The following is an 18,584-nucleotide window of genomic DNA, read 5'->3' on the forward strand; positions in this document are numbered from 1 at the left end:
GTACCCCACATGAACGCACTGAAAAAAACGCTCGGTCTGGTCTGGATGCTGGCCGGAATCGCCCTGACAGTGGGCTTACCGTATCAAACCGTACGGCAACTTTTGTTGGAAACCGCCACGGCGGAAGACTATGTTTTCTGGCTCGTGATTGTTGTTATTTTTTTGCCGATTACCATTGGGCTGGCCTTATTTGGCCAGTACGCCTGGCAGGGCGAATACGATAAAAATGAGTAATGAGCGGGCTTGTTTGTTCGGCGAAAGCGACCATTTACCGTTGTTTTTGCCGGTTTTCCGTCTAAAAAATAACGGCATAAAACAAATAATCGTAGCTTAGCGGCCTGAACTATAGTTTTTCAATACAATGAATTTTCGAATCCGAACCTTTGAAGAATATCAGGAGACCTACCGCTATAGTGTTGAGGACCCCGAAGGCTTTTGGGCCGAAATTGCCCAGAACTTTCAGTGGCGCAAGCCGTGGAAGAAAACCCTCCAGTGGAATTTTGAAGAACCCAACGTTCAGTGGTTTGTCGGTGGTACACTGAACATCACCGAAAACTGCCTCGACCGGCATCTGGCCGAGCGGGGCGACCAACCCGCCATCATCTGGGAACCCAACGATCCGCACGAAGCCGGGGTTACGTTAACCTACCGGATGCTGCACGATCAGGTGTGCCGGATGGCCAATGTATTAAAACGTAACGGCGTTGGCAAAGGCGACCGGGTTTGTATTTACCTGCCGATGGTTCCCGAACTGGCGATTGCGGTGCTGGCCTGCGCCCGTATCGGTGCCATCCATTCGGTTGTATTTGGCGGTTTCTCGGCCCGCTCCATTGCCGACCGGATCAACGACGCCCAATGCCGTCTGGTCATTACGTCCGATGGGGCTTACCGCGGAAACAAGGAAATTCCGATGAAGGAAACCGTCGATGACGCGCTTGTGCAGTGCCCCAGCGTCGAGAAGGTGATTGTGCTGACGCGGACGCGCACACCGGTATCGATGATTAAAGGCCGGGATGTGTGGATGGAGCAGGAACTGAAACTGGTGACAGCCGAGTGCCCTGCCGAAGAAATGGATTCGGAAGATATGCTCTTTATCCTGTATACTTCCGGCTCGACGGGCAAACCCAAGGGTGTGGTGCATACCTGCGGGGGCTACATGATTTATGCGGCTTATACCTTCCAGAACGTATTTCAGTACGAACCGGGTCAGGTGCATTTCTGTACCGCCGACATCGGCTGGATTACCGGTCACAGCTACATCGTCTACGGACCGCTGGCTTGCGGAGCCACCAGCCTGTTGTTTGAGGGCGTTCCGACCTGGCCGGATTGCGGACGGTTCTGGGACATTGTCGATAAGTACAAAGTAGACATTCTGTACACGGCTCCGACGGCCATCCGCTCGCTGATGGGCTTTGGCCTTGAAAAAGTGGAAAGCCACGACCTGAGTTCGCTGAAAGTGCTGGGCTCGGTGGGCGAACCGATTAACGAGGAAGCCTGGCACTGGTACGACGATCACATCGGCAAAAACCGTTGTCCGATTGTTGATACGTGGTGGCAGACTGAAACGGGCGGTATTCTGATTTCGCCGATTGCCGGTGTGACCAAAACCAAACCGACGTACGCAACGCTGCCTTTGCCGGGTGTTCAGCCGGTGCTGGTGGACGAAAACGGGCAGGAGATTGAAGGCAACGGTGTGAGCGGCAACCTGTGCATGAAGTTCCCGTGGCCGGGCATTATCCGCACCACATACGGTGATCACGAACGATGCCGTCAAACGTATTTCAGCACGTACAAAAACCTGTATTTCACGGGTGACGGCTGTCTGCGCGACGAAGACGGTTATTACCGCATCACGGGCCGGGTTGATGACGTCCTGAACGTGTCGGGCCACCGGATCGGAACCGCCGAAGTTGAAAACGCCATCAACATGCACACGGGCGTGGTCGAGAGCGCGGTGGTGGGCTATCCGCACGACATCAAAGGGCAGGGGATTTACGCCTATGTGATCGCCGAAAGTACGGTAACGCACGAAGATGGCGACCTGATGAAGCGCGACATTCTGGCTACCGTCAGCCGGATTATTGGTCCGATTGCCAAACCCGACAAGATTCAGTTCGTCAGCGGGTTACCCAAAACCCGTTCCGGCAAGATCATGCGCCGGATTCTGCGCAAAATTGCCGAAGGCGAAACCGCCAATCTGGGCGATACCTCGACGCTGCTCGATCCGGGCATAGTGGAGGAAATCAAGAATGGCGCATTGATTGGCGTTAAGTAACCGTCTGTTTTAAGAAAGCCCTGTAGCTAAACGTTCTCTGAACGTTTAGCTACAGGGCTTTTTGATCTACTCCCGCCATTTAAACGGCGTAGCTACAATGTCAAAATGCTTCCAGTTGGTCATGTCCTCGCGCTTTAAACGAACTTTGTGGGTATCTGCTTCGAATTTTTCGATGTAATATAAATAATATCCCTTCTTTTGAATAGAATCGTATAACTCGTAGCGATCTTTTGCCGGCAGCCGTTTAAAACACTCAAAGATAACTGTTGGTTTGTAGGTGGTTAATACCGTTTCGATGGATTTAATAATCTCAATATCCAGTCCTTCTGTGTCAATTTTAATGAGCGATAAATGGGAAAGGCGATCCTGATATTTTTCGTTTAAAAACCGTTCCAGATTAACCGCCTGAATCTTTTCTTTCAAGCCGTATTTCCCGTGCGGACTGTTTTCAACGGCCGAAATACCACCGTTGCTAAATGTGGCTTCCGAAGAGTTGTAAAAGTATTCACCTTCGTTAGTCGCGATGGCCAGACGGTAGGGATCAATATTGGTTTTGTCCCGGTTAAGCGAAGCATTCTTTTCCAGTATCTTATAGACAATCGGATTGGGGTCAAATGCCAGTACCAGTCCAGATTTTCCGACCGCCAGGGCCATTGGCAGGGTCATATCGCCCATGTGAGCGCCAATATCGATGATAAAGTCCCCTTCTTTTGTAAACTCTTTATAAAAGTTAACATCCGCAATGGAAACTACGTAGGGTTTTTCCAGGAGCGGATTAAGCCACTGCGCAACTTCAATCTGACCATATTGAGGCAGTTCCAGACGGATAACCTGATAGTCATATTCTTTAAACGTACTTTTTAAACGGCGTCTTTCCAGCTTGCGCTTGACATACTTAACCAGGGTATCAATCATAAAAAGGCAGGGCGAATAAGGTTCTAAAAATAGAAAATTTGTAGTCTAGTTTGGCTTTTTCGTTCCAACGAATCCGCTCAAATACGAATCCTTGTCAAAAAAGCGGATATGAAACAATTCTTACTGATTGGGATGATAGCCATGCTGTGGCTGGGTGGGTCCACCACCGCCCGGGCGTGCAGTTGCATGGATGGCGGAGCTTTTCTGACTATCGCCGAAAAAGCCGCCTGGACACCCGGCACGCTGATGGTGCGGGCGGAGGTCAGAGACCACGAAGCGCACGGTATGGATGTGAAAGTGCTGGAGGTGCTGAACGGAAGCGAAGAAAAATCTGTCATTCGCGTCTGGGGCGACCCGGGTTTCATGTGCCGGTTGTATACCAACGGCTTTAAAAAAGGCGACAAACTGGTCCTGATTCTGCACCGGATTGACAACGCGTACTACGAGGACGAGCGCAACGGAGATTATTCGCTCAACGGCTGCGGAACCTATGTGCTGCGGGAGGATAAAAGCATTACAGGCCGCATTACCGCGTCGGATAAGGAAATGTCCAGCAGGCAATTTTACCGCGAACTGGAAAGAATTCTGGATAAAAACCGTCCGGATATGGCCCGGGTTTATCCCAGCCCGGTGGTTGATAAACTCTTGACGGTCAAGGTGCCAGCTTTACGTCAACCGACCATTTTGGCCCAGATCATTACAACCACTGGCCAGACGCTACAAACCCGGGAACTGGAATCCGGAAAGCAACACGAGTGGGATGTGTCGACGCTCGCTCAGGGAATTTACATCATCCGGTTCCGCACGGAACATCAGACCTACACCCGACGGTTTGTCAAACAATAACCGAAAAGTTCGCAAGTTTCGGGTTTCCGGAGTAGGTGGCGCGGGGTAACTTTGCACGATGCAAACGACAAAAGCCATGAACGCAGCGGAAATCCATCCCACGTACCAGCAGATTGCCCGGTCGATTGAGTTTTTAACCGAAAACTTTCAGCAACAACCGTCGCTGGCCGAGGTGGCCGACCGCGTCAACCTGAGCGAGTACCATTTTCAGCGGTTATTCTCAGACTGGGCCGGGGTTAGTCCCAAGAAGTTTTTGCAATATCTGACCCTCGATTTTGCCAAAGAACGGCTACGCAGGGGCCTGACGCTGGCCGAAGCCGCCGACGCAGCCGGACTTTCGGGGACGGGCCGACTCCACGATCTGTTTGTGGTGATCGAAGGCATCACGCCGGGGCAGTTTAAGCAGGGGGGCGAGGGCGTCACAATCCGGTATGCGGTATTCGAAAGTCCGTTTGGATCGTATCTGCTCGGTGCAATCGGCGATAAAATCTGCAAACTGGAGTTTCTGGATGAAGTGGAACCCACTAACAAAGCGGGCCTGGCCGTCCGTTTTGCCGCCGAATGGCCCGAAGCCCGATTGATTTACGATGCTGACTCCCTTCAATCACTGGCCGATGGGATTTTTACCAATACCGGGCGCAGGCCGTTGCGGGTGGCCGTAAAGGCGTCGGCTTTCCAGTTAAAAGTCTGGGAAGCTCTGTTGCGGATTCCGGAAGGGCAGGTGATGAGCTACGATCAGATTGCCGCAGCCATCGGGATGCCGTCGGCGTCGCGGGCGGTCGGAACGGCCATTGGCTCCAATCCGGTGGGCTACCTAATTCCCTGCCACCGTGTGATTCGGAAAACCGGATTGTTCGGGAATTACCGCTGGGGCGCAACCCGGAAAGTGGCTTTGCTGGGCTGGGAAGCGGCCTGTAGTGAACGATAATCGAAAATTGCTGAAATGGAGAGCGGCGCATCCTCGTTGCCTTTCTGCTTCTTGGGGTAAGCCGGTGGCTTTCAAACCAGCGACCGGCTTACCCCTAAAGCTTATTTCTCGGCCAATTGTACTTCGGCCGTCTTTTGAGCAATGTCGTTCTTAATCTTCGGAACGGTTTTCAGGTACTCGTAAATCGCTCCAACTTCGTTGTCCGACAGCATGGGCCGTGGAAACATCGGCTGTCTGAGAATCGAGCCGTCGGGCCGGACACCGAGCTTGACAACCCGAATAAACTGCTCTTTTGTGTATTTCCGGGCAATACCGGTTTGTTGATCAAATGTCAGGTTGGCTGTAAGGACCGATTTGCCCGCTTCGTCCTTCATTTCAATGCCCCCACCGTAATAGCCTTTACTCTTTTCCGGCTCTGTTTTACTCTGGTCGATCATGTCACCGGAATGACAGCCGTAGCAGTCGCCAATGGCGTCGGCGGTGTACCGGCCCAGGGCCACCGGATCGGTGGTGTCGGGCAGGGCAATCAGTTTTGGCGAATAGGCGAGCGGTTTCATGAGCGTGTGCGTCAGCAGCAGCGATACAAAACTCAGTTCAGTCGGGGGCGCTTCTTCTCTGGTGGGTTGCACAGGGAAACGGTCGGACCGCAGCCAGGCGACAACCGATTTCAGGTCTTCGTCGGCCATGTTGGGGTACTGCGGCATAACGGGAGCATAGGATCCGTCGCGTCGGATGCCGGTGCGCAGGAAGTACATTATTTCGCCGTCGGTCCAGCTACCGATGCCCTTTTCCTTGTCTTGAGTGATGTTTTTGGAGTACAACTTTCCGAAGATGGGCGGGGCTTCGGCCATGTACTTGCCGGTCAGCCGGTTTTGGTTGTCGGCGTGGCAGGCCATGCACTGAATCTGGGCGATCACCTCGCCCCGGGCAATCCGGGCCGGAGTTCGTTCAACCGTCACGTCGGGAATCGTGGGCGGGTCGTAGGTCGGAACGCCCACGGCGACTACGTAAGCACAGAATCCGGCGAGCAACAGCAGCATACCGCCGAAGCAAAAACCGACAATTTTTAGGGCTTTTTTCATGAATGAGTAGAGTGGAGAGTTGGTATGGATACGCGTAAGTGGAGCTGGTCAGCCAGCGATTAGTGCATCTGACGGAAACAAAAATACCGTTCCTCGCTGCCTGAATTCAACCTACAACTCATTGAAACGTAACAACTTCGTCATGAAGTGTCACATTTGGAAAATGAAAAAGGGGAGCCGGTTTAAGAAGAGTAGGGGAGATCAATTATGGCAGAAAACCGGGCAGGAATGCTTTTTCCTTCCGATCTTTCGTATCCAACGAATAAACAGAAAGAGCGTTTCCTATGTCGATTGAGCACCTCTCTCAGGACGCGGTCCTGAAACAGATTATAGCGTCTACACCCGCCCCTAAACTCGCCTTTGCGTATGACGACGATCCGGCCCGGAACCGGATTTATCTGGCGCTGCTGGAGAGCATTGTGTCGCAGCAAATTTCCGTAAAAGCCGCCGAGTCCATTTTTGCCCGTTTCCTGGCCCTGTTTCCCGACGGTTATCCGCATCCGGAACAACTCCTGACCAAAACGCCCGAGGAACTGCGAACCGCCGGGCTTTCGGGTCAGAAGGCGCGGTATCTGCAAAGCGTGGCGGAGTTTGCCCTGCAAAACCCCATGACCAACGCCCACCTCCGCCCCATGACCGACGAGGAGATTGTTCAATACCTGCTGCCGATCCGGGGCGTAGGTCGCTGGACGGTTGAAATGCTGCTGATGTTTGTACTGGACCGTCCCGACGTGTTCCCAATCGACGATCTGGTGATTCGCCAGAAAATGGTTCGTGCCTATGGTCTGACTGAAACGGGTCGGGCGCTCTACAAACGCCTGCACGAAATCGCCGAACGCTGGCGTCCCCACCGCACCCTGGCATCCCGCTACCTGTGGCGCTGGAAACCCGAAGGAGTTGTGAGTGAAGAGTTATGAATTAAGAATGAGGAGTTTTTCTCGATGGTATTTTAACTCATAACTTTTCATTCTTAACTCTTAATTCCTCTAGTATTTGGTTACTTCCGGGTGGAGTTCCAGGAGTTCCATGGACAGACTACCCGCTTCGTCTACGGTCCAGCGTTCAGCGATGACGGTGTGGTTGTTCTGGTCGATGTATTTGATGTCGATGGCGGCACCCTGGACCGAAAGCAGGGCAAAACCGTTGTAACCCACATCACGACGACGGATGCGTTCCCGAATTCGCTGGTCGTAAAAGAGCAGTTGCCCCGTGTGGCCGCGGTCGGGCGGGTTGGTTTCGACGGGCATACCGCCGTGGCCCACGCAGCGGCCCCAGGCCTGAATACCGTCCGAAAAACCGTATTTGTTGTAAAACGAAAGCCGGTGTTCGTGGCCCCAGAACCATAAAACCGGTCGCTCGGCTGCGCCAAACGCCTTTTTCAATTGCCGGCCCACTACGGGATGATCGTCGCGGAACGACGAAAAGTAAGGATGATGACTCAGGAAAATAATGCCCCGTTTATCGTTGGGGTCGTTCAGTTTAACCACCTCCGTGAGCCACTTCAGGTGTTCGTCGCGCAGGTTGCAGTCGGGTTTGAACAGGACTTCCAGCAAAGGCCGGTTGGTCGAGTTGTAGCCGGTATCAAGACCGATGATTCGCCAGTGGCTATTTTCCAGACAAAAGAAACCGGCCTGCTGCGTAGCCACCTGATCGCCCTTCCGGATTTTCATGGCGGGCAGCAGCTTCTTGAAAAAAGCGGTTCCGTTGGAATACATCTCGTGATTGCCCGACAGGGCGAGGCTGCCGTGCTTGCCAAAATGCCAGGATGCGTCCGGATCGGTGAAATTGGTCGCGATTTCCTCGGGCGTTCCAACAAAATACACATCGCCGAGGTGAATCGTATAGTCCGGATCGTAATCGCGGATGAGGTAACCAATCCGGTCGGATTCCGGCGTGTCGGTGGCCCAGTCCGATACCAGCGCAAGGGTCACGGCATCGCTGTAAGTGTGCATCGGATAAATACCGTCGTCGCCGTTGCGGGGGTAAAACTGGTATTCGGCTTTGGGGCCAAAACGGCTTTTGAGGTAGTGATAGGCAAACCCGAAAAGGTTGGTGGCAAAAAACGCGGCCACTTTGTTGGCGGCTGTGCCTTCCTTAAGCCGTTTTTCGTACAGGGCCACCTGCGTTTTGAGGTGGTTTTCCAGCTCCGAATGGCCTAAATCGACGTACTGCTCCGGTTCTCTTTTTTCTGTTTTCATCAACACGTGAAGGTAAAACCGTGAATGGGCGAATAGGCGAAAGCCGTTTTCGGCACCACGGTTTCCGGTTAAACGACTGCGTTACAAATTAACCACTTCCAGCATCATGGCCGCATCGGCGTGCAGCAGAATCTGCAAACCGTCGGGCCGGACGGCAATGGCTTTGGGACTCAACTCAAACTTGGGAATGTTGATGCGCGCCTTCTTACCTGCCTTCGCCCGTGCAAAAGCACCCTCTATTTTATCAGGCAGCAGCGTAAAGTGTTCCTCCAGCGGGATGCGCAGCGTAGACTGCAACGTGTCTTTCAGGGTATCGTGCAGCAGCCAGTCGGCCACTTTCGCCAGTGACTGTTCCGTGTGAATGTCGTAGTCGAGGTTGCGCATCACCAGTTCCTTCCGGACGGTGTCGAAGACCGGTCGTCCCCGGAAATACAGGCTGCCGCCAATGGCCCCTTTGATGTCAGCCTGCACAATCAGGGAATGCTCACCCCCATACACACGGATCTTTTTGATGTCGACCAGATGGTTAATCACGTTGAGTTTGGTGCCGGACATAAACGAATTCAGGACCGTACTAAGCTGGCTGTAAGGAACGCGGCTCAGCAGACTGACGTGGGAATTCATCGGGAGAGAGGCCACTTTCTGGAGTCGTGGCAGCGGCAAATTCAGGGCATAATCCGGTTTGGGGCCAAACAGGGATTCCATCCGGAGTTTGATCCGCATCGGAATGACAAGTTCCGTCGGGTTGCCGCGAATCGGTCCGACCAGCACGGCAAACGGTTTAGGCCGGAGCCATACCTCCTGAAAATTGCGGTTGATCAGCAGCGGTTTCTGGATATTCTGCCAGATTCTGGCTATTTCGCGGTCGAGCCGGAGTCCGTTAAAAATGGCGCGGTCGATGGCGTTTTCAATGCCGTTCTCGCGTTTTTCCAGAATCTGATCGGCCAGCCGGGTAACGGGAATCCGCATTCCCAGCACCCGAATCTCAGGTTCGGTGATCCAGCGGTAATTTTCAAGTTCGACATTGGTTTGCATCCGCCAGTCTTCCCGAACCGTCAGCGGGCTGCGGAATCGGACGTGGAGCGCACAGTAAACGCGGTCGGAGCTGTCTTGCCCACTGAGTCGGAACGGATTACTCAGCCAGATGCGGAGGGATGCGCTGAATGACAGTTTCTGACCGTTAAACGCCAGTCGGATAGGACCCGAACGCTCAATGCGCAGATTCAGCGGACGGGCAATACCGTTTTTAATCGTGGCATTCTGGACCAGAACCTTCCCCAGCGCCTTGTTGACTTTTTCTTCGAGTTCCGTGATTTCAAACAGAACCGGGGCGCTGACGTAGGAACTATCGGCCGTCAGGGAATCGTCAAAATTCTGGGCGGATGGCGGTTCGGGATTCACTCGGTTGCAGGCAAAGACACCCGCCAGAATGAAGGCAAGAAAAGTAGTACAGATTAAATAATAAAGAAGGCGGTTATGCTCACTCTCTTCACGCATATTAGTTAGGGCAGGAATTACGATCCGTTTATTAAACCGGTAACCGCCCTGATTTGTTGGCCGACGGGCTTTTTACATCCGTCGCGCAACCGCACCCCTTATCACAACCGGCTTTTTTCCGGAACAGACTCTTCCAGGCCCGCCCGCCCAGATACGCCAGCGCAGCAACAAAGAGCAGTCCGATGATGAGTTCCTGAGCCATAAAAATTAAAAGTTAAAAATGAAAAGTTAAAAATAGGCTGGCGCATTCCTCCCGGCGGAGCCATTACTTTTAACTTTTCATTTTTAACTTTTAATTACACCCATTGGTTCCGGAGGGCGAGCTGGTAGATGTGCTGGTAGTGGTGTTCGCCGTGCCAGGCGTAGTGGGCCAGCACTTCGGCGAGGGAAACCCGTTGCTGATTTTCCGGGTGGAAATAGGGCCGTTGGAGCTGTTCTTCAGAAAGGGCGTCCAATACCGTTACCCAACGCTGGTGCATATTGCTCAGAATGACCAGCGAAGGCGCAACCGACAGGCTATAGTCCGGCAGTTGCGACCAGGTGTTCTGGTCGTATGGTTTGATGGTCGGAACGTCTTCCGTCAGGGCCAGTTTGGTGCGGATGTAAGCGTTCATATGGCTGTCGGCCACGTGGTGTACCAGTTGCCGGACGGTCCAGCCGCCGGGGCGGTAGGGGGTATCGAGCCGGTCGTCGCCCCACTTGCCAACCAGTTCGGTCAGGTTGTGCGGGAAAATCGCAATGGCGGCAAGGTGTTCTTTGGTTTGTTCGAAGGGGTAGCTGGCAGCGGCTTGAAACCGGCCAATGGGATACTGGAGATTTTCCTGTTCGTTCATTGGGTCAGTTGTTTAAGGTATGACTCTATCGGATGGGAGACGGTATTGGCAACGGGCCTTCGTTGTTCCAGTATTGTTCAATAATGGCCAGCAATTCGGGTTGCATGGCGCAACCGGCCAGAATATCGCCCCGAAATAGAAATTCGTCCCCGCCGTTGAAGTCCGTCACGATGCCGCCCGCTTCGCGCACCAGCAGCACCCCGGCGGCCATATCCCAGCTGTTGAGGTTGAATTCGTAATAGGCTTCAAACCGTCCGCAGGCCACGTACGACAGGTCGATGGCGGCAGAACCCATCCGGCGCAGGCCGTGGGTACGCAGCATGAGCGACGCCAGAATGGCCAGATACCGTTCAATGCGGTCCATGCTCGCGTACGGAAAACCCGTAGCCACCATGCTTTCCTGAAGCTGGGTTGCGGGCGAAACCCGGATGCGTTCGGCGGTTCCGCTGGAGCCGGTACACCACGATCCACCGCCCGCGCTGGCGTAAAAACACTCGTCGCGCATGATGTCGTAAACCACCCCGGCAATCGGCGTTTTGCCTTCCGCCAGACCGATGCTGACCGAAAAAACGGGCAGTTTGTGCATAAAGTTGGCCGTGCCGTCGAGGGGGTCAATGATCCAGTTCAGGGCTGTGCGGTCGGCATTCTGGCCCGTAGTGCCTTCTTCGGTAATAAAACCGGCTTCGGGCAGGAGGTTGTGCAGGGCTTCGACGAGTTGCTTTTCGGCTTCCTTGTCGACATACGAAACCAGGTTGTTATAGCCTTTATACTCAATCTGTTCCCGCGTAAACGAACGGTTTTGCTGCCGGATAAAATCACCGGTCTGGCGGGCAATTTTTGTTATCTGTTCACTAATTTGTACCAATTGAAGATCACGACCTGGCATACGTTAATTTTTCGGTTTGGGTGGAAGCAAAACGGTACTGATAATACGCGCGGTACAGTAACGTCAGCAGAAAAAAGTTAAACCCATAGAGGTAATCCTGGTAAAACGCGTACAAAAAGAAGGCCACCAGCCCCACCATCGTCAACAGGAAATAGGTGCGGATGGTTTGCGGATTGTTCTGACGAGTTATCCAGAAAATCAGCGGGATGTGCAGCGGCATCAGAAACAGTACCGCCGGGTTCCAGGCCGTGACACCGTGGTCGGTGAAGAACCACAGAAAGAGCAGAAACCATCCCCAGACGCCCGAAAAACCGAACAGCCAGCGGTCGAGCCAGAAACCCCGCGACTGCCGTTTCTGCTGCCGGCGCGTGATCAGAAAAACGGCCACCAGCAGGCCGGCAAAGACAAAATCCGGCGACAGCAGGTACCGCAGAAAGGCATTGGATTCTTCGACCGTAACGGCCCGGAACAGAAACAGGCTATTGGCTACCAGGGGCGTTGGGCGACCTTCGGGCGTTTTGAGTTGCGCCCGTTCGGCTTCGTGATAGAGGTTTTCGGGCAGATACATGGCCTGCCACGACGATGCCGTGATATCGGCCGGGTAACCGATGCCGAGATTCATGCCCATCCGCGCCCAGGGATGCTGCATAATATGCTCGTTCATCCAGTCACGGTACGACTTCGTGGAGTCGACCACATTGCCGTACCGCAGACTATCCCCGCAGGCTTTTACGAGCATATCGCGCGGGCGGGTGGCGCAGTTGTCGTAGAAAAATTTATAGCGGTATTCCCGGTTTTCGGGCAGGGCGTTGGTTTCCAGTAAGGTGTAGAGACGCTGGCGCTGAGTGGCCGACAGATTCAGAATCTGCTCTTTTACACTGCGGTTTTCGATCTGCGAAGCGTAAAGCTGGTGCGGCATCGGATACACCGAAACGTAGTACGGTAATGTGCTGCGCAGAAATTTGAGGTAGAAGTTGCCCGTCCGGAAGTCGAAGGTGCCGTAGTTGTATACCTTATCAATACCGTACATCGGGTCGCTCACCCAGAATGCCGTATGCCCGAAGGAGGTGTAAAGTTCGTCGCCCGGTGCCACTGTAATCAGGCTGATTTTAGCCTGCGGAGAAAGCGTTTGGGAGAAAGCAGAATGAACCGTTACTACGAAACAATGGAGAAGCAGAACCGCCTGGGCGAGTCTTTTTCTATTTGCCCTGAACAACAATGACAATTTCACCTTTAATCGTTTTTTCGGCAAAGTACGCAATTATTTCCTGGATTGAACCGCGAACGGTTTCTTCAAATAATTTGGTGAGTTCGCGCGAGACGCTGGCGGGCCGGTCGGGGCCGAAGACCTCGCCGAACTGCGTCAGGGTTTTGAGCAGCCGGTGGGGCGATTCGTAGAAAATCATTGTCCGTTCTTCTTCAGCCAGTTCGGTCAGGCGGGTCTGGCGGCCTTTTTTGTGGGGCAGAAACCCTTCGAACGTAAAGCGGTCGGCGGGCAGGCCGGAGTTGACCAGCGCGGGCACAAAAGCCGTTGCACCGGGCAGACATTCCACCGGAATCTCATTTTTGAGGCACTCGCGCACCAGCAGAAAACCGGGGTCAGAGATGGCGGGCGTACCGGCATCCGACACCAGCGCCAGCGTTTTGCCCGCTTTTAATTGGGCGATGACGCGCTGTACGGTCTGGTGTTCATTGAAGATATGGTAGCTGTGGAGCGGTTTGCTGATTTCGAGGTGTTTCAGCAGGATGCCCGACGTGCGGGTATCTTCCGCCAGAATACCGTCCACCGACTTCAGCACCTTGACCGCCCGCAGCGTAATATCGTCCAGGTTGCCAATGGGGGTGGGTACGAGGTAAAGTTTCATAGTTTTCGAATGAGTGGATGAGTGATTGAGCGAATGAGTAAATAGCACTGCTAGCGCAAACTCCGGCGAAGCCATTCACTCATTCACTCAATCGCTCATTCAAAATTGAGCTAATCGCTTCCGCCAGCTTCCAGTCTTTGTCCGTGACGGTGTTGCCCGCATCGTGGGTGCTGAGCCGGAACCAGACTTTGTTATAGGTGTTGGTCCAGGTGGGGTGGTGGTTCATTTTTTCGGCAACGAAGGCCACGCGGGTCATGAACGCGAAGGCTTCGCTGAAGTCCCGAAACTCGAAGGTTCGGGTAAGCTGGTTGTTTTCTTCCTGCCACATAACGGTTGTAACGGGTTGCCCCCGGCTGGTTTGTATGGTGGCAAGTTAGGGGATGGAAACGAAAAATTTGAGGAAAATTTGCCAGAGTATTGACAAGAATCAAAAACTCTCTTACTTTTGCACCCACAATAAGTGACCAATAGAGGGATGGCGGAGTGGTCGATCGCGGCAGTCTTGAAAACTGTTGACTGTAACAGGTCCGGGGGTTCGAATCCCTCTCCCTCTGCAAAACTCTTAAAGTGACCAATGGAAACCCTGACTGGAAAGCCCGTCAGGGTTTTTTTGTGCCTTTTCCCGCCAAATTCCTCATTTATAACTGCACAAGGCAAAACCGGTGACACCCTATTTTCGCTGGTGGCACCCCGGTCAGTAAGAATCACCCGGCGATTTGGGCAAAAGTGCTGGGGATGCCACATTGTATTGTCGGATTTCAATTGCAGGCGAACGGGCCGACATCGGCTCGACGGGTGTCAAAATCCGGTTTGAGGACTGGATTCTGCAGGTGAGAAAGTACTGGACCGGGATCCGGAAGCACATTTTAAGAACGACAAGCTACTGACCATCAAACTGCACCTTTCTGCTATTTTCAACGATTTATTTCGGGCGCAGGAAACCATTACCGCTGGTAAGGTGAGGCGGCTTTACCAAAAAAAGGAGGGCAATCCATCTCGCTGCTCTCCGCCTTCGATTTATACCTGAAAGATTCCAAAAAAGATAAAGAACGGGATCTGTCCAAAGCCTCCCTTAGTGGTTTACGACAACTGCCGAAAAAAGGTTATTGACTTTCTGCTCACCCAGAAAGCGGCCGATTTACCCGTTGATGAATTTGATTTAACCTGGCTGAAGAACTACTGGAAATGGATGAAGTCGGTTGAATTACCCGGCAACAAGACCGGGCATGCCGATAGTTACGTCTCAAAACATAGTCAGATCATCAAGAATGTACTGACGTGGGCAAAGTTGAATAAACATACGGATCGAAACCCCCAGTTTAGGAAACCCTGACAACAGAAGGTAATCAAACCCTAGATGGCAAATGGAAGCTTTCTAGTGCCCAGCGGTAATTAGTGATCCTACTCGGAAAGATTAAATATATTATTTGCTGAAGTTGTGATTAACACACCACATAAAAAGTTTTTCACCTGAATAGGTAAGGAGAATTGCCATTAGAATTGTCTTTAACGTGTTGATGCATAGCGTATTGAAATTGTATACAAAATGTAAATAGAACTATCACCATCTTTTATCGAGCTATGATAGCTAATATCCTGTTACCGAAAGAAACAATCTGGTTTCTTCTTATCCTTTCCATTGGCTTGATAAGTTGTGACGCCAAGAAACAAGCATCAAAAGCTGAGAAGGCATCATCTAAAAAAACACTCCGAATTTCAAGCCGGGATACGATCCAGGCGACTGATCTATTTGAGTATTATCTCCATAGTTTAGCTCTAGACAAGGAAAAGGAGGCCCAGCGTATGCTAAAGGGTAAAAAATTTTATATCAAAGGAAGAATCAAAATACCAGATAAAGAGTGGAAGGACCGGCTAGAATATGTTCAATTAAGAGCCCACCAAAAGTATAACACTGAACTGATTCTATGCCATTTAACTAATAATATAGATCGAGAAAAACTATCCATACTATCGGAGAACACATCTGTTATCTTATTTGGCGAATACATAGGTTATAACCATTTTCCTACTATGAAAGATTGCCACCTGGTATCAGTGACTCCGCTCAAATAGGTTCCTTAAGTCGTGAACGACTTAGGTGGACACTTTACCAATGATATGAGAAAATTAAGCTCTGAAGAGACAATACTGACTGGTCAATGGATACTTAGTTGTGGGTCAATAATAAGTGATTCTGTAAGTGAGAGAATAGAATGGCTTATAGAGAACTATTTAATCGAGATCGGACAAGATGAAAGTGGATGGAGCAAGCTCTATAAAGATCCAGAAGATAACCGCTATTGGGAGTTAACCTATCCTCACAGTGAAATACAAGGAGGAGGTCCCCCCCAACTTAAAATAACCAGTTTAGGAAATTCAAATTTCAGGAACTAGTATAGGGTAAGGGTATGGAAAACGGAGGTTTTCTTGACTCATATTTTCATACTTTATATAGTATACTGCCTATCTGAATAGCTTTAGTAGTCTAGCTCTTAAACAACAACAAGTATGAAATACCTTGCTTTTTTTCTTCTCCTCTCGCTGTGTTTTTCTTCGTGTGCATTCCACTCGGGCGTCATGACAGGTAGCGCTAGTTTAAGCCAGCCCAACTTTCGTGTTACCCAGCAAAGTGTTTCAGGTAGCTCAAAAACCACAAAAATCTTGGGATTTGGTGGGCTGATGAAGACCGCTTTGGTCGCAGAAGCGAAGAAAGACCTTGTTCAAAAAGCGGGAGTAACTGATCGTCAAGCCCTGGCTAATGTGGCTGTCGATTTTAAAACCTCTCTTGTTTTCTTTGTCATTGTACAGAGGTGTACAGTGACAGCCGATGTGATAGAGTTTAATAGATAGGTTGCCAAACGAGGGGTTATCATACGCAGGTTTTTTAGACCGGCCATAACTGCTTAAGATTCATTCGAATTACAACGTATTCAATCCTTTGTGGATCTTGAAGATTAAATCCTTAACACGATGAAATCTTCAACTTTCACCATATTGATAGTAGCTTCTTTGCTATCATGTACAAAAAAAGACATCACGCCCGATTGCAGATGCGATGGTAAAGCCTATCAAGTACTTACCAATGTAAAAGCATCTTATGTTGGGGGTAGATCTTTTGTATATAAGATCCCTCAAAAAGATCAAGCTCTTAATTCCTTCCGACTTTGTGAAGACACTTTGTTAGACCCAAATTGGCAGCCTGATACTGCAAAATTCAACTATACAATTAGTGGGCAACTAAAAGCGAGTTGTATTCCTCCCGGAGCAAAGACCTTGGCTCTTCCTATTCCTCTACTTGTACCCACTCAAATTATAAAGGAATAAAGTCCATAAAACGAGGGGTTATCATACGAAGGTTTGTTGGACTAAAATCAATAGAGATTTATTTAGGGTCTGTATTCCAAATACTTCCTTAATAAATAATTTCCAATGGCTATATAAGTCATTCATTGTCAAGCGTTGTTTGGAATATCTCCTTCTGTATTTCACCTTCAATTCTTTTTATGAAATCGATGAAAACTATCTCGGCTTTTCTTGTGGTGACAATCATTGCGGGGTTTCTATCGGGCTGTAGCTCGAAAATGCATGATGTGGCTCCGGCTGCTCCGTCAATTTCAAGTTCTTGGAAGACGAATCCGCCCGTTTTAGTTATTGACGATGTTATTATCCCACCGGGCACTAAATCGCAACCACCTCAGATATCATCAAAATATGGAAAGCTTTATATCCTAATGCCAGATGATAAAGCAAATAATGTAAATGATCTAAAAGCTAAATACGGGCCTCAAGCGAAGAATGGGGTTCTTCTTTTCTACACAAATAATAATAGAATTACTCGATCTCTTATTAAGAGCGTAAAGCAGTAACGACGGTTCTTAAGGATCTAAGCTTACTTTAAAAACGTCCATAAAACGAGGGGTTTCTAGTCAAGAAACTCATCAATTCTTCAAGAGAGCGTATTCAGTAAAGAATGCCGCCGGGCCGCCGGGCGGTCAAGAAATCTGCGTCCAGCAAACGTGTGTTAATTGATTGCACCGGCAACCCGGCGGGATTTCTTGACTTGTGTTAAGCACGACTATCTTGTAAGCTCAAGCCTGTTATTTATCACGGGTTTATTTGATTCGGGTTTTGCCTCGGATAACCTGGTATTGGCGATCCGAATTGTTGACAAGCTCCTGATCTAGCCGGGCCAGAAAAGCCTGGCCATAAACGGACAGATCATGGTGCTGCATCTCCTGATGCAAGATTCGCATGACGCTAATCGGTATGGGAATGCGGTAGCGTTGACGAATGTTACGCAGGCCCCAGGCAACAGCGTTTCTGGTGATGTTGCCTTTCTCCCAGTACTCAATCAGGACTTGATCATAAATGGTCCGTTCCTGCATGGATAAGGGTAGGGCACTTTCCACTCGGAATCTGAGAAATTCAACCATTCCAAAAAATTCTCCGGGGTATAATGAAATCTTCATGAATTAGCGGTTTCAGCTTTTAACCTTTATCACTTATGGTCAGTAAAGGTACCATTCGACCAGGTAGCTACCCATGCGCCCCCTTGTTCTTTATCGAAAAACCGAATTTCATGGATCTTGCCACCCCGGTAATTATTAACCACTTTATTTAAAAATGCCCGGATGCCAGTCATCCACTGGCCTTCGGTGTGCCATTTGAACACTCCCACGGTTTGATTGATAGAGCCATCGGTGTGGCGAATCCAGGCTTTCAGACGAATCATATCGTCATACTGCTGTTTGGTTAGAGATATAGCCACTTATCGTTTTGTTTCGGAAATTGGGTTGTTGTGGCCACGGCGGCATCGAAACGATCTATCAGGCTGGCATCGCCCAGTTTGCAAATTCGATTGCGCCAGTAGGTGTAGAGCTCGATGCAGTTCATTTGCTTGCCGCCTTTCAGGCCCTGGGGAGCTCGTTCGTTGATCAGGCTGTACAGTGCTTTTGCAGAGCGCGGTCTTTATATCAAGCTGTTGCGCCTGTTTTACATCCTGCTGGAGCCATTCGTAGGAAAACCAGAAGGAGCCTTTTTGCCCATTTTGTTTTTGCTGTTGGTAATATTCGAGCGAGAAGTAAAGCTTTGGAGGAAGGAAGCTGGTCCAGCGGTATTTGCGGACATGGGGCAGGGCCTTGTCAATCTGCTTGAGCCGGGTTAAATACAACTCAGTGGTCCACCAGCGATCTGTAAAACTCCCGGAGTGGATGCTCTTTCATGTCAGGAGCTGCGGCCGGATCTTAGCACAACCTTTTG

General features: G+C 50.7%; 25 protein-coding genes and 1 tRNA gene. 13 read left to right on the top strand and 13 right to left on the bottom strand.

Annotated features, from left to right (window positions below; translation table 11 throughout):
• The first annotated feature begins 9 nt into the window (after positions 1-9).
• Both LX87_RS08260 and acs read left to right on the top strand, forming a co-directional pair.
• Complete coding sequence (locus tag LX87_RS08260; RefSeq protein WP_111627747.1) at positions 10-234, top strand: DUF6814 family protein; 225 nt, start codon at positions 10-12, stop codon at positions 232-234.
• 127 nt (positions 235-361) lie between these two features.
• Positions 362-2,275, top strand: coding sequence for an acetate--CoA ligase (gene acs, locus LX87_RS08265; RefSeq protein ID WP_111627748.1), 1,914 nt, complete (start codon positions 362-364; stop codon positions 2,273-2,275).
• Between the two features lie 66 nt (positions 2,276-2,341).
• On the opposite strand, the gene LX87_RS08270 is transcribed toward acs, so the two are convergent.
• Positions 2,342-3,190, bottom strand: coding sequence for an FkbM family methyltransferase (locus LX87_RS08270; protein ID WP_111627749.1), 849 nt, complete (start codon positions 3,188-3,190; stop codon positions 2,342-2,344).
• A gap of 108 nt (positions 3,191-3,298) precedes the next feature.
• On the opposite strand from LX87_RS08270, the gene LX87_RS08275 reads away from it, so the two are divergent.
• Together LX87_RS08275 and LX87_RS08280 are read left to right on the top strand one after the other, a co-directional pair.
• The gene (locus LX87_RS08275) at positions 3,299-4,036 is read left to right on the top strand and encodes a T9SS type A sorting domain-containing protein (RefSeq protein ID WP_111627750.1); all 738 of its coding nucleotides are present in this window, start codon (positions 3,299-3,301) and stop codon (positions 4,034-4,036) included.
• Between the two features lie 58 nt (positions 4,037-4,094).
• The gene (locus LX87_RS08280; RefSeq protein ID WP_229310593.1) at positions 4,095-4,964 is read left to right on the top strand and encodes a methylated-DNA--[protein]-cysteine S-methyltransferase; all 870 of its coding nucleotides are present in this window, start codon (positions 4,095-4,097) and stop codon (positions 4,962-4,964) included.
• 101 nt (positions 4,965-5,065) lie between these two features.
• Here LX87_RS08280 and LX87_RS08285 read toward each other — a convergent pair whose 3' ends face one another.
• Positions 5,066-6,046, bottom strand: a complete 981-nt coding sequence (locus LX87_RS08285) for a c-type cytochrome (protein WP_111627752.1) — start codon at positions 6,044-6,046, stop codon at positions 5,066-5,068.
• A gap of 284 nt (positions 6,047-6,330) precedes the next feature.
• Between LX87_RS08285 and LX87_RS08290 the strand changes: the two genes are divergently transcribed.
• Entirely contained in the window at positions 6,331-6,963 is a 633-nt protein-coding gene (locus LX87_RS08290; RefSeq protein WP_111627753.1) for a DNA-3-methyladenine glycosylase family protein, read from the top strand.
• Positions 6,964-7,032: 69 nt separating this feature from the next.
• Here the strand turns inward: LX87_RS08290 and LX87_RS08295 are convergent, their stop codons facing one another.
• The 8 genes from LX87_RS08295 to LX87_RS08330 all read right to left on the bottom strand — a co-directional run bounded on the left by LX87_RS08295 (position 7,033) and on the right by LX87_RS08330 (position 13,653).
• Positions 7,033-8,244: a metallophosphoesterase family protein gene (locus LX87_RS08295; RefSeq protein ID WP_111627754.1), complete on the bottom strand. Its 1,212-nt coding sequence runs from the start codon at positions 8,242-8,244 to the stop codon at positions 7,033-7,035.
• A gap of 81 nt (positions 8,245-8,325) precedes the next feature.
• Positions 8,326-9,741 carry a DUF4403 family protein gene (locus tag LX87_RS08300; protein ID WP_111627755.1) on the bottom strand — a complete coding sequence of 472 codons (1,416 nt, stop codon included), beginning with the start codon at positions 9,739-9,741 and terminating at the stop codon, positions 8,326-8,328.
• 31 nt (positions 9,742-9,772) lie between these two features.
• Positions 9,773-9,943 carry a FeoB-associated Cys-rich membrane protein gene (locus LX87_RS08305; RefSeq protein ID WP_111627756.1) on the bottom strand — a complete coding sequence of 57 codons (171 nt, stop codon included), beginning with the start codon at positions 9,941-9,943 and terminating at the stop codon, positions 9,773-9,775.
• A 94-nt stretch (positions 9,944-10,037) separates the two neighbouring features.
• Positions 10,038-10,574, bottom strand: coding sequence for a YfiT family bacillithiol transferase (locus tag LX87_RS08310; protein ID WP_111627757.1), 537 nt, complete (start codon positions 10,572-10,574; stop codon positions 10,038-10,040).
• Between the two features lie 25 nt (positions 10,575-10,599).
• Positions 10,600-11,460 (bottom strand): inositol monophosphatase family protein, encoded by an 861-nt coding sequence (locus LX87_RS08315; RefSeq protein WP_111627758.1) that lies wholly within the window; start codon positions 11,458-11,460, stop codon positions 10,600-10,602.
• Positions 11,447-12,691 carry a lipoprotein N-acyltransferase Lnb domain-containing protein gene (locus LX87_RS08320; RefSeq protein WP_170139327.1) on the bottom strand — a complete coding sequence of 415 codons (1,245 nt, stop codon included), beginning with the start codon at positions 12,689-12,691 and terminating at the stop codon, positions 11,447-11,449. Before LX87_RS08320 ends, LX87_RS08315 begins: the two co-directional genes overlap by 14 nt.
• Positions 12,660-13,325 carry a 16S rRNA (cytidine(1402)-2'-O)-methyltransferase gene (gene rsmI, locus LX87_RS08325; protein WP_111627760.1) on the bottom strand — a complete coding sequence of 222 codons (666 nt, stop codon included), beginning with the start codon at positions 13,323-13,325 and terminating at the stop codon, positions 12,660-12,662. Before rsmI ends, LX87_RS08320 begins: the two co-directional genes overlap by 32 nt.
• A gap of 79 nt (positions 13,326-13,404) precedes the next feature.
• The gene (locus LX87_RS08330; protein WP_111627761.1) at positions 13,405-13,653 is read right to left on the bottom strand and encodes a 4a-hydroxytetrahydrobiopterin dehydratase; all 249 of its coding nucleotides are present in this window, start codon (positions 13,651-13,653) and stop codon (positions 13,405-13,407) included.
• 141 nt (positions 13,654-13,794) lie between these two features.
• On the opposite strand from LX87_RS08330, the gene LX87_RS08335 reads away from it, so the two are divergent.
• The 7 genes from LX87_RS08335 (at position 13,795) to LX87_RS28530 (ending at position 17,191) form a co-directional block, all read left to right on the top strand.
• Positions 13,795-13,879 (top strand) — tRNA-Ser (locus LX87_RS08335).
• A gap of 521 nt (positions 13,880-14,400) precedes the next feature.
• Positions 14,401-14,658: a phage integrase SAM-like domain-containing protein gene (locus tag LX87_RS29345; protein WP_111627762.1), complete on the top strand. Its 258-nt coding sequence runs from the start codon at positions 14,401-14,403 to the stop codon at positions 14,656-14,658.
• 248 nt (positions 14,659-14,906) lie between these two features.
• The gene (locus tag LX87_RS08345) at positions 14,907-15,398 is read left to right on the top strand and encodes a hypothetical protein (protein WP_111627763.1); all 492 of its coding nucleotides are present in this window, start codon (positions 14,907-14,909) and stop codon (positions 15,396-15,398) included.
• Between the two features lie 45 nt (positions 15,399-15,443).
• Positions 15,444-15,719 (top strand): Imm27 family immunity protein, encoded by a 276-nt coding sequence (locus LX87_RS29350; RefSeq protein ID WP_111627764.1) that lies wholly within the window; start codon positions 15,444-15,446, stop codon positions 15,717-15,719.
• Between the two features lie 114 nt (positions 15,720-15,833).
• Positions 15,834-16,175: a DUF6567 family protein gene (locus tag LX87_RS08355; RefSeq protein WP_111627765.1), complete on the top strand. Its 342-nt coding sequence runs from the start codon at positions 15,834-15,836 to the stop codon at positions 16,173-16,175.
• Positions 16,176-16,295: 120 nt separating this feature from the next.
• Positions 16,296-16,649: a hypothetical protein gene (locus LX87_RS28525; protein ID WP_146624444.1), complete on the top strand. Its 354-nt coding sequence runs from the start codon at positions 16,296-16,298 to the stop codon at positions 16,647-16,649.
• Between the two features lie 188 nt (positions 16,650-16,837).
• Positions 16,838-17,191: a hypothetical protein gene (locus LX87_RS28530; RefSeq protein WP_170139328.1), complete on the top strand. Its 354-nt coding sequence runs from the start codon at positions 16,838-16,840 to the stop codon at positions 17,189-17,191.
• Positions 17,192-17,437: 246 nt separating this feature from the next.
• Here the strand turns inward: LX87_RS28530 and LX87_RS08360 are convergent, their stop codons facing one another.
• The 3 genes from LX87_RS08360 to LX87_RS28770 are packed head-to-tail and all read right to left on the bottom strand — an operon-like array spanning position 17,438 to position 18,218.
• Positions 17,438-17,794 carry a hypothetical protein gene (locus tag LX87_RS08360; RefSeq protein WP_111627766.1) on the bottom strand — a complete coding sequence of 119 codons (357 nt, stop codon included), beginning with the start codon at positions 17,792-17,794 and terminating at the stop codon, positions 17,438-17,440.
• A 29-nt stretch (positions 17,795-17,823) separates the two neighbouring features.
• Positions 17,824-18,093, bottom strand: coding sequence for a hypothetical protein (locus LX87_RS08365; RefSeq protein WP_146624447.1), 270 nt, complete (start codon positions 18,091-18,093; stop codon positions 17,824-17,826).
• Positions 18,078-18,218, bottom strand: coding sequence for a hypothetical protein (locus tag LX87_RS28770; RefSeq protein WP_170139329.1), 141 nt, complete (start codon positions 18,216-18,218; stop codon positions 18,078-18,080). The genes LX87_RS08365 and LX87_RS28770 overlap by 16 nt, the downstream gene beginning before the upstream one ends.
• Before the next feature lie 37 nt (positions 18,219-18,255).
• Between LX87_RS28770 and LX87_RS08370 the strand changes: the two genes are divergently transcribed.
• Complete coding sequence (locus tag LX87_RS08370) at positions 18,256-18,489, top strand: hypothetical protein (RefSeq protein WP_146624448.1); 234 nt, start codon at positions 18,256-18,258, stop codon at positions 18,487-18,489.
• The last annotated feature ends 95 nt before the right edge of the window (positions 18,490-18,584 follow it).

This window comes from Larkinella arboricola (assembly GCF_003259745.1).
In the GTDB taxonomy this organism is placed as follows: domain Bacteria; phylum Bacteroidota; class Bacteroidia; order Cytophagales; family Spirosomataceae; genus Larkinella; species Larkinella arboricola.